We start from the raw sequence: 10381 nt of genomic DNA on the forward strand, positions 1-10381 counted from the left end.
ATCCCCACCGAGCCTGGCATCTGAGGACTTCTGACTGACCCGGTGCAACATCCGGGCTAGCCTGGCAATCGAAAACCAGGGGTCGAGCGCTTCGCCATAGGCACCGTAGCCATATAGCAGCGTCGGCAGAGGCTGCCCGACCAGATCGGCACGCATGACCACGGAAACGGGCACCTGTTCACCGTCGTGGCTGGTGGCCCAGATCCGTCGGCTGACCAGTTGCTCAGGGGAGAGGCTGCCGTGTACCGGTACTTGCTTGAGTAGCGTGCGCTCACCGCTGTCCAGGTTCAGCGCAAACCAGCGGGGCGGGTGGGTAAAAGACTCTTCCCGCAGGTGGAGCGTGCGTGCATCGAAGTGGGGCATGTCCTCCAGAAGCTGCGAGACAGGCGTGTCGGGTAGCGCCAGGTAGTGATCTTCGATGAGCGTATGGCCATCTTCGGCCAGGCTCAGTTGCCTCAACCTCACCTGAGCTTCCTGATGGCTGCGTTCGGCCACGACCAGCCCCCAGGCGAACGCATCGACTCCTTCCAGCGTGGCGTCCTCCCGCAGGGGCAGCAGGCTTTTCCAGCCCGTATCTTCCAGTGTGTCGGCACGCGTATCCAGGGCAAAGTGTGGCCCTGCCTGATTGTGTAGCCGGTAGAAAGCCCCCGGCCGATGGTCGATGCTGACCTCCACGCCATTCGTGCGCCCATGCAGGCATACTGGGCTCGCGGCGGGTTGGTGGGCGGGCAGGGCGTGGACCTCCGTGGTATCTTTCGAGCCGCTCTCGATGATCAGCCATTGACGCGAGCGGGTCTTGCCAACGCCCAGCCAGAACTCCGGGTCGTCTTCACGCAGGATCAGTGTCGGTGCGCTAGCCTGAGCGTCGGTGTAGACCGCGGCGTCGCTATTGAGCCCTACCCACAGTCGCCACAAGCTATCGGGGCGCTGGGTGTCGTCGAAGCGGGTAAACAGCAGCGTCGCGCCATGGGTTGTCTGGTCCTCTGCCCAGCACACCGACGGCCCGATGTCTTCGAGCAACTGGCGGGGAGTGCCGCTGGGCAACGCTTTCAGCCAGAGGGTGTAGCGTTCGTCCCCTTGGGTGTCTTCGGTCCAGGCCAGCCACTGCTCGTCGGGGGAGAGGGCCATGTCCCCCATGTCGTAGAACGGCTGCCCTGCCGCGCGCTCGCGCACATCCAGAAAGCACTCGGCACGCTGGGGCTGGCCGTTGGGATGTCGCCACCAGCAGGGGTAGTCGTCGTCGGCTCCCGTTTCGCTCCAGCAGGTGAAGTGATCCAATACCGTGGCCAGGCTTTTGACCGCCAGCTCGCGCCGTGCCAAGTGTGAATGGTAGAGGGCGTCGGCCAGCGGCGCCAAAGGGCGAAACCAGTCGGCATGCTGCTGATTGGCGTCGGCCAAAAAAGCTTGAACGTCTGGTGCATCACGGGATTCCAACCAGTGCCATTCAGGGTCATCGGCGCGATAATAGCGTGCTACGGGCGAGCCTTCGTACATACCAGGCTGTGCTTTCATAAATTGACAGGTACCATAACGGGAAATCAACGTCGGGTGCTTCCACCCACATGAGGGGTATTATGCTGTTTGCTGACTCAATGTCACTGCTGTGGCTAAGTTATTACGGGCTCTCGCTGCTGGTCATGATGGCCATTTACTTTGCGCTGGCCTGGTTACCGCGTCTGCCCCGGCTGGCCATCACCTGGGCCGTGGCGGGCATCATGTGGATGCCGGCCAATTACCGCTTGCCGCTGGTGGAAGAGGGCGAGTTCTATACGGGCTGGGCGCCCTCGGCCATGGTAGCGGCGATGGGCTTTTTCGAACATGGCGTGAGCGGTTTACGCGGCGGTTTGCTGTGGGCATTGCTGGGCATGGCGCTGGGCGCTTGCGTAGGCATCGTATTGTGGTGGTGGCGCCGTCCGATGCCGGTCGAAGAAGCCCCAGCGCGGCGTCAGCGCGCCGAAGAGCCACAGCCTGTTCGCCGCCGTGAGCCGGTGATTCGTTGAGCTCCCAAGCGGCCAGGGAGGCGTTGTCATGTGTGAGTTGATGGGTATGAGCGCCAATGTACCCACGGATATCTGCTTCAGCTTTTCGGGGTTTCTGCACCGAGGCGGCGGTACGGGGCCCCACCGCGATGGCTGGGGCATTGCGTTCTATGAAGAGGGCGGCTATCGAGAGTTTCGCGACCCTCATCCCTCAGTGGATTCGCCCATCGCGCGGCTGATATGCGACTACCCGATCAAGTCCCATGTGGTCATCAGCCATATCCGCCAGGCCAACGTGGGGGGCGTTCGGCTGGCCAATACGCACCCTTTTACCCGTGAGATGTGGGGGCGGCCCTGGTGCTACGCCCATAACGGGCAACTGAGTGACTGGCAGCAGCTTCCGCTGGGGCTCTACACCCCCGTGGGCAGTACCGACAGTGAGCATGCTTTTTGCTGGCTGATGGGCGAGCTGCGCCAGCGCTTCCCCACGCCCCCTGAGTCACCTGACGTGCTCTGGGAAACCCTGCACGCGCTGTGTGAACAGCTGCGCGGGCTGGGGGTGTTCAACCTGCTGCTCTCGGACGGTGTCTATCTCTATTGCTACTGTTCTACCAAACTGGCGCACATCACTCGACGGGCACCGTTTGGGCAGGCGGAACTCTCGGATGCCGAGATGACGGTCAATTTCGTCGAGCACACCACGCCCAACGATATCGTTTCGGTGGTGGCCACCGCGCCTCTGACCCACAATGAAGCCTGGCAGCGTATGGCGCCGGGTGAACTGCTGGTATGGCGTGGGGGAGAAATCCGTGCGCGTTATGGCCCAAAATCCTGACTATGCTAAAGAAATGGCATGACCAGAACGGTGGTGAGGGTCGAAGGGCTTTAAGCTAAAGTTGAAACGCAAGTTTCAATCGTTCGTTTTACAGTCTGCCGGACGTCGTATATGGTTGGCGTTCATGAACTACTTGATAGCCTCGCCACAATAACAAGGTCGGTACAGCATCGACACGGATAGCGGAGATTCCCCATGAGCGAACACGCCAGCGCCTCCATTTTACGCGGCCCAGCGCTTGAAGGGTTGGAGCAGTACGACTCGGTCACTGATGTATTCCATTCGGCAGTCAAGCGCTTTGCCCAGAAGCCTGCCTTTACCTGCATGGGCAAGACGCTCAGCTTTGCCGAGCTGGACCGCTTGTCAGCGGACTTCGCTGCCTGGCTGCAGCATGAAACCGATCTGGAGCCCGGGGATCGAATCGCCATCCAGCTCCCCAACGTACTGCAGTTCCCGGTGGCCGTCTTTGGCGCGCTGCGTGCTGGTCTGGTGGTAGTGAACACCAACCCGCTCTACACCGAGCGTGAAATGGCTCACCAGTTCAAGGACTCCAATGCCAAGGCCATCCTGATTCTGGCCAATATGGCCGACAAGCTCGAGAAGGTGCTGGACAAGACCGACATCAAGCACGTGCTGGTCACCCAGCTGGGGGATTTGCACGACGTGCCCAAGCGTTGGCTGATCAATGCCGTAGTCAAGCACGTCAAGAAAATGGTGCCCGCCTACTCGCTGCCCAGCGCGGTTGGCTTTCGCGATGCGCTGAAGAAGGGCGCTTCGCTTACCTATCGCCCGGTAAACCGCACCCAGGAAGATCTGGCCGCGCTGCAGTACACCGGTGGCACCACGGGCATGCCCAAAGGGGCAATGCTGACCCACCGCAACCTGGTGGCCAACATGCTGCAGGCACGCTCGGCCATTGGCGAGAATCTGACCGATGGTGAAGAGCTGGTCATTGCGCCGCTGCCGGTGTACCACATCTACACGTTTACCGTTAACTGCCTGTTCCTGATGGAAACCGGCAACCACTCGCTGCTGATTACCAATCCGCGTGACTTGCCAGCCTTTGTCAAGGAGCTGAAAGGGCTGCCGTTCACCGGCTTTATCGGTTTGAACACGCTGTTCAATGCCCTGTGCAACCGTGATGATTTCCGCCAGCTCGACTTCTCGAAACTCAAGCTGACCATTTCCGGCGGCATGGCCTTGACCAAGGCAGCCGCCCAGCGCTGGGAAGAGACCACCGGCTGCCCGATTGCCGAAGGCTACGGGCTGACAGAAACGTCCCCCATTGTCAGCTTCAACCCCAATGACGCCATTCAATTGGGCACCATCGGCAAACCCGTGGCAGGTACGGCGGTGAAGGTGGTGGACAGCGAGGGCAACGACGTGCCGTTCGGTGAGCCAGGGGAGCTGTGCGTGCAAGGGCCTCAAGTCATGAAAGGCTACTGGCAGCGTGAAGACGAAACGCGTAACTCCATCGATGAGCAGGGCTGGTTCCACACCGGTGATATCGCCGTTCTTCAAGATGATGGCTATATCAAGATCGTCGATCGCAAAAAGGACATGATTCTGGTGTCCGGTTTCAACGTCTATCCCAACGAAGTGGAAGACGTCGTGGCCGCGCATCCCGACGTGCTGGAAGTGGCTGCCGTCGGGGTGGCCGATGAAAACGCCGGCGAAGCCATCAAGCTCTTCGTCGTGTCGAAAAACAGTCAGCTGGATGCCGAGACGCTGCGCGCCTGGTGCAAAAAGGAGCTGACCGCCTACAAGGTACCCAAGTACGTTGAATTCCGTGATGAGCTGCCCAAGACTAATGTGGGTAAAGTGTTGCGTCGCCAGCTGCGCGACCAGGAAACCAACCAAGCCTGATACATTGCCATATTGGCTGGCGTTAGGCGTCACGTGATTGAAAGCGGTACAATGGTCGGCCCACTCCATGAGTGGGCCGACGTTTTATTCTGAGATGGAAACCGAGCCTAACGTGACCACCGACACGCACTCTTCTCGCACTGAATCCCCGCAAGATCCTGCTGCTTCGCTGGCGGTACTCGACGCATCGCTGGGTGATGTCATGCTACGCGACCGTGAGCGCCTGGCCCGGCGTGTGTCGGGCTTGAAGCGACGCCAGCGTGACAACAAGCCGATTGACCGTGGTGTCAACGAGCTGCGCCGCGACATGGCAAAGGCCACGCAGTTGCTGGCCCAGCGGGAAGCCCTGCGTGTCACTCTGAACTACCCCGGCGAGCTGCCCGTCGTCGAGCGCCGCGAGGATATTCTGGCAGCCATTCAGGAGCACCAGGTAGTGGTCGTGGCCGGTGAAACCGGCTCGGGTAAAACCACTCAGCTGCCCAAAATGTGCCTGGAACTGGGGCGCGGACGCCAGGGCCTGATTGGCCACACTCAGCCGCGCAGGCTGGCAGCACGCAGCGTGGCAGCCAGGCTTGCCGATGAGCTGGAGGTGGCACTGGGTGAGCAGGTGGGCTATCAGGTGCGGTTCAATGACCAGAGCACGCCCACGACGCTGGTCAAGCTGATGACCGACGGGATTCTGCTGGCCGAAACTCAGCACGATCCGCTGCTGTTGCGCTACGACACCCTGATCATCGATGAAGCCCATGAGCGCAGCCTCAATATCGATTTTCTGCTGGGCTACCTGAAGCGGTTGCTGCCTAAACGCCCGGACCTGAAGGTGATCATCACCTCCGCCACCATCGACGTCGAGCGCTTTGCGGCCCACTTCGGCACGCCTGACGCGCCGGCTCCGGTGGTCGAAGTCTTGGGCCGTACCTACCCGGTGGATGTCCTTTATCGCCCGCTGGTGCGCAGCGAAGAGGACGAGGAAGACCGCACGCTGCAAGAGGGTATTCTTCATGCCGTGCGGGAAATCGAGGTCATCGAGCGCCAGAAAGGCTGGCTTCACGGCCCCCGGGACGTGCTGGTGTTTCTGCCCGGTGAGCGTGACATTCGGGAAACCGCCGATACGCTGCGCCGTGCCGACCTGAAAGGCACCGACATTTTGCCGCTCTATGCGCGGCTGTCCAACGAAGAGCAAAATCGCGTGTTCGCCCCCCATCGCGGGCGACGTATCGTGCTGGCCACCAACGTGGCGGAAACCTCGCTGACCGTACCGGGAATTCGCTATGTCATCGACCCGGGCCTGGTGCGTATCAGTCGCTACAGCTACCGTGCCAAGATCCAGCGGCTGCCCATCGAGCCCATCAGCCAGGCCAGCGCCAACCAGCGCAAGGGGCGCTGTGGCCGTGTGGCCGAAGGGGTATGCATTCGGCTATATGATGAAGACGACTTTCTGGCTCGCCCGGCGTTTACCGACCCTGAAATTCAGCGCACCAACCTGGCGTCGGTGATTCTGTCCATGCTGGCGCTGAAGCTGGGGCACATCGAAGACTTTCCGTTTGTCGACCCGCCTGACGGCCGCTTCATCAAGGATGGTTTCCGGCTGCTGCTCGAGCTGGGTGCGGTGGACGACAAGCACCAGTTGAGCCCGCTGGGCCGTAAGCTGGCCAAACTGCCTATCGATCCAAGGCTGGCGCGCATGGTGCTGGCAGGGGCCGAACGGGGTAGCCTGCGCGACGTGCTGGTGGTGGTCTCGGCGCTGGCCATTCAGGACCCGCGAGAGCGGCCTGCCGACAAGCGTCAGGCGGCCGACCAGGCGCATCAGCGCTGGCACGACCCGGATTCCGACTTCGTCGCTTTGCTCAACCTATGGCACGGCATCGAAAATGCTCGCGAGGCGCTCTCGGGCAATCAGCTGCGCCGCTGGTGTCGCGAGCACTACATCAACTATCTGCGCATGCGCGAGTGGCACGATACGTTCCGTCAACTGCGTCAGCTGCTGCGTGACATGGATATCGAGGTGCCGCCACCGCTGCCTCGCGATGAAGACGAAAGCGAAGAGCAGGCCAGGCAGGCGCGGCGTAAAACCTCTGGCAAGCTGCACCAGGCGCTGCTGTCGGGTCTGTTGTCCAATTTGGGAACGCTGCTGGAGAACCGCGAATACCTGGGCGCTCGCAACCGCAAATTCATGATCCATCCCGGCTCCGGGTTGGCCAGGAAGAGCCCCAAATGGGTCATGGCCTTCGAGCTGATCGAAACCACCAAGCTGTTTGCACGCACCGTGGCCAAAATCGACCCCCAGTGGATCGAGCCGCAGGCGCAGCATCTGGTCAAAAGCAGCTACAGCGAGCCCCACTGGGAAATGAAGCGCGCCCAGGTGGTGGCGTTCGAGCAGGTGACCCTGTTTGGCCTGCCTATCGTTGCCCGGCGCCGGGTGCACTATGGCCCCATTGCGCCCCAGGAGTCGCGGGAGCTGTTTATTCGTCGTGCGCTGGTCGAAGGCGAGTTCCAGACCCGAGGCGCGTTCTTTGCCCATAATCGGGCGTTGATCGAAGAGGTCGAGGCGCTGGAGGATCGTGCCCGGCGGCGCGATATACTGGTGGACGAAGAGAGCCTGTTTGCTTTCTACGACGAGCGCATTCCGGCGGACATCGTCAATGGCAAGGGGTTCGAACACTGGCGCAAGCAGGCCGAGCAGCAACAGCCCGAGCTTCTGAAGTTCGACCTCGAGGCGCTCAAGGCCCGTGATGCCCACGACGTGACCCAGGCGCAGTACCCGGACCACCTCACCCTGGCGGGCGTGGCCTATCCGGTGAGCTATCACTTCGACCCGGATGCCGAGGACGATGGTGTCACCCTTACCGTGCCCGCGGCGATGCTGCCGCAGCTGCCTGCCCATGCCCTCGACTGGCTGGTGCCGGGCCTGTTGCGCGAGAAGTGTATTGCGCTGCTCAAGTCGCTGCCCAAAAGCCTGCGCCGCCAGGTGGTGCCTATCCCCGATTGGGTCGATGCCGCCCTGGAAACGCTGGTGCCGGACGAGCGCCCCTTGACCGAGGCGCTTGGCGAGTTCATCCGGCGGCGTACCGGCACGCGGGTTCACCCCGACGACTGGCGTCTCGATCTGCTGCCGCCACACCTGCGCATGAATGTGCGGGTGGTCGATCATGGGGGCAAGACCCTGGGGCAAGGGCGTGATGTACGTGCCCTGGAGCGGCGCTTCGAGGAAGCCGCCAGTGCCGGCGCCCAGGCGCTGGCCGAGCAGGCCAGCCAGGCACCCACGCTGGAAGAGCTGCCCGCATCGCCGCTACCTGAATCTCGTGTCACCAGCCAGGCGGGCATTCGCGTGGAAGCCTACCCGGCCTTGGTCGCTGAGGGCGGGCACTTCAAGGTCAGCCTGTTCGATCATCCCGCCAAGGCGCAGTTTGCGCATCAGGAAGGGGTGGCGCGGCTGGCCATTGCCAAGCTGCCCGAGCAGGTCAAAGCCATCAAACGGCTACCCGGAGTCGAAAAGTGCGCGCTGCTGTTCGCCAAGGTAGGCAGCAAGCAGGCGCTGGTCGAGGATTTGCTGCTGGCGGTGTTTACACAGGTCGTGGCACAGCATCCGCTACCGCGTTCTGCCGGTGAGCTGGCCGAGCGACTGGCAAAGACCCAGCCTCAACTGGTGGCCCATGCCGAGACCGTGCTGGGGCGTGTCGAAGAGGCACTGAAAGGCCATCTTGCCGTCAGCAAGATTCTGAAAGGGAAACTTAATTTTGCACTGGCGCTGGTCTACAGCGATGTCAGTGCGCAGATGCAGCGGCTGGTTTACCCAGGCTTCATCCGTGATGCGGACGAGTGGCTCACGGAGTATCCACGCTACATGGAAGCCGCCTTGATTCGATTGGAAAAGGCCGCCCGAGAGCGGGGCAGGGACCAAATGCTGATGCAGGATGTCCAAGCCCTCGAAGCGCGCTTTGACGCACGGCGCAAAAGCGAGCGCCGTGGTGCGGCCGAAGACCCGACGCTGGTAGCGTTCGGTTGGTGGATACAGGAATTGAGAGTGTCGCTGTTTGCGCAGCAGTTGGGCACGCACATGCCGGTATCGGCAAAACGCCTGGAGAAGCGTTGGGAAGAGATCACCCGCGGGCAAGGCATTCAATGAAGGAGGTTGGCATGACACAGGCAGTGATTACCGGAACAGGACTCTATACGCCGGAACACGCGGTCGATAATGCAGCGCTGGTCGCTGCCTTCAATGCATGGGTAGATCGCGAGAACGCGCGCCATGCCGAGGCCATTGCCCAGGGTGAGCGGGCAGCGCTGGCCTATTCGAGCACCGAGTTCATCGAGAAGGCCTCGGGTATCAAGAGCCGTTACGTGCTCGATGCCGCCGGGATTCTTGACCCTGAGCGAATGCGGCCTAAACTGCCACAACGTGACAACGACGAGCCGTCGATTCAGTGTGAGATGGCGACCGAAGCCGCGCGTCAGGCATTGGCGGCAGCCAGGGTATCGGCGGCGGATATTGAGCTGGTCATCGTGGCCTGCTCGAACCTGGAGCGCGCCTACCCGGCCGTGGCCGTGGAAGTGCAGCAAGCGCTGGGCACGTCGGGCTACGGCTTTGACATGAACGTGGCGTGCAGCTCCGCCACGTTTGCGCTGGAGACCGCGGCCAATGCGATTGCGGCAGGGCGGGTGAAACGTGCGCTGATCGTCAATCCCGAGATCTGCTCGGCACACCTGAATTTCACAGACCGTGACAGCCACTTTATTTTCGGCGATGCTTGTACTGCTATGGTACTGGAAAGCAGTGAGGTGGCCGTGGCCAGTGAGCGTTATGCGATTCTAGGGACACGCCTGGTCACTCAGTTTTCCAACGCCATTCGTAACAATGCCGGTTTTCTCAATCGAGTCACCGACAGCGACCCGCTGGCCCTGGACAAGCTGTTCGTGCAAGAGGGACGGCGAGTGTTCAAGGAAGTCTGCCCGCTGGTGGCCAGGCTGATCACCGAGCACCTGGCCTCCCTGGAATTGAGCGGTGAGGACCTTTCGCGGATGTGGTTACACCAGGCCAATCGCCACATGAACGACCTGATTGCCCGTAAGGTGCTGGGCCAGGAGCCTGATGTGCCGCAGGCGCCGATCATCCTGGACCGCTACGCCAATACCAGCTCGGCGGGGTCCATCATCGCTTTCCACCTGCATCGCGAGAACCTGGCGGAAGGCGATATTGGGGTGATCTGTTCGTTTGGTGCAGGGTACAGCGCGGGTAGCGTGATCCTTCGCCGAGAAGGCTAAGTACCTGGGCTAAGTACTTTGGATAAGTACTTGTGATAAGTACTTGTGATAAGTACGTCGTGAAAACCACGTCAGCGGCGAAGCGTTGGCGTTGTACACTTTGAAGATGCGTTGATGATGTGAAAAGAGGAAACCCCATGCTGAGGTTGTTTGCCACGCAAGACACGGCTCCCGGAACGTGGCGCCCCTGGCTCCCCGTTCTGTTGCTGGCCACGTTGGCCATGGGGGGATGTGCCAGCACGTCTCCCCAGGAGCGCGACGGCGAGCGCGAAGAGGGTGCCGTTGAGCAGTCAGCGCATCCGGAAGACCCTTGGGAAGGCTTCAATCGGCGAGTGTTCGCTTTCAATGACGTGCTCGATCGCTACGCGCTGAAGCCTGTGGCCACGGGGTACAAGACCGTCACCCCTCAGCCGGTGCAGACTGGCGTAGGTAATTTCTT

General features: G+C 61.4%; 7 protein-coding genes. 6 read left to right on the top strand and 1 reads right to left on the bottom strand.

From position 1 onward, the window contains the following. The coding region (locus B7L71_RS12530; protein WP_170919501.1) for a S9 family peptidase at window positions 1-1512 on the bottom strand (1512 nt) is incomplete at its 3' end. Window positions 1513-1574: 62 nt separating this feature from the next. On the opposite strand from B7L71_RS12530, the gene B7L71_RS12535 reads away from it, so the two are divergent. The 6 genes from B7L71_RS12535 to B7L71_RS12560 form a co-directional block, all read left to right on the top strand. Then, complete coding sequence (locus tag B7L71_RS12535) at window positions 1575-2000, top strand: hypothetical protein (protein ID WP_016914339.1); 426 nt, start codon at window positions 1575-1577, stop codon at window positions 1998-2000. A 28-nt stretch (window positions 2001-2028) separates the two neighbouring features. Next, entirely contained in the window at window positions 2029-2814 is a 786-nt protein-coding gene (locus B7L71_RS12540) for a class II glutamine amidotransferase (protein ID WP_016914338.1), read from the top strand. Window positions 2815-3009: 195 nt separating this feature from the next. Beyond that, window positions 3010-4680, top strand: a complete 1671-nt coding sequence (locus B7L71_RS12545) for an AMP-binding protein (RefSeq protein WP_081138371.1) — start codon at window positions 3010-3012, stop codon at window positions 4678-4680. Between the two features lie 94 nt (window positions 4681-4774). Beyond that, window positions 4775-8806: an ATP-dependent RNA helicase HrpA gene (gene hrpA / locus B7L71_RS12550; RefSeq protein ID WP_081138373.1), complete on the top strand. Its 4032-nt coding sequence runs from the start codon at window positions 4775-4777 to the stop codon at window positions 8804-8806. An 11-nt stretch (window positions 8807-8817) separates the two neighbouring features. Further along, complete coding sequence (locus B7L71_RS12555) at window positions 8818-9942, top strand: beta-ketoacyl-ACP synthase III (RefSeq protein WP_081138375.1); 1125 nt, start codon at window positions 8818-8820, stop codon at window positions 9940-9942. 137 nt (window positions 9943-10079) lie between these two features. After that, window positions 10080-10381, top strand: a 302-nt coding sequence (locus tag B7L71_RS12560; protein ID WP_139790133.1) for an MlaA family lipoprotein, incomplete at its 3' end; no start/stop codon positions are given.

Origin of the sequence: Halomonas sp. BC2 (genome assembly GCF_002078115.1) — a bacterium.
Lineage (GTDB): Bacteria > Pseudomonadota > Gammaproteobacteria > Pseudomonadales > Halomonadaceae > Vreelandella > Vreelandella stevensii.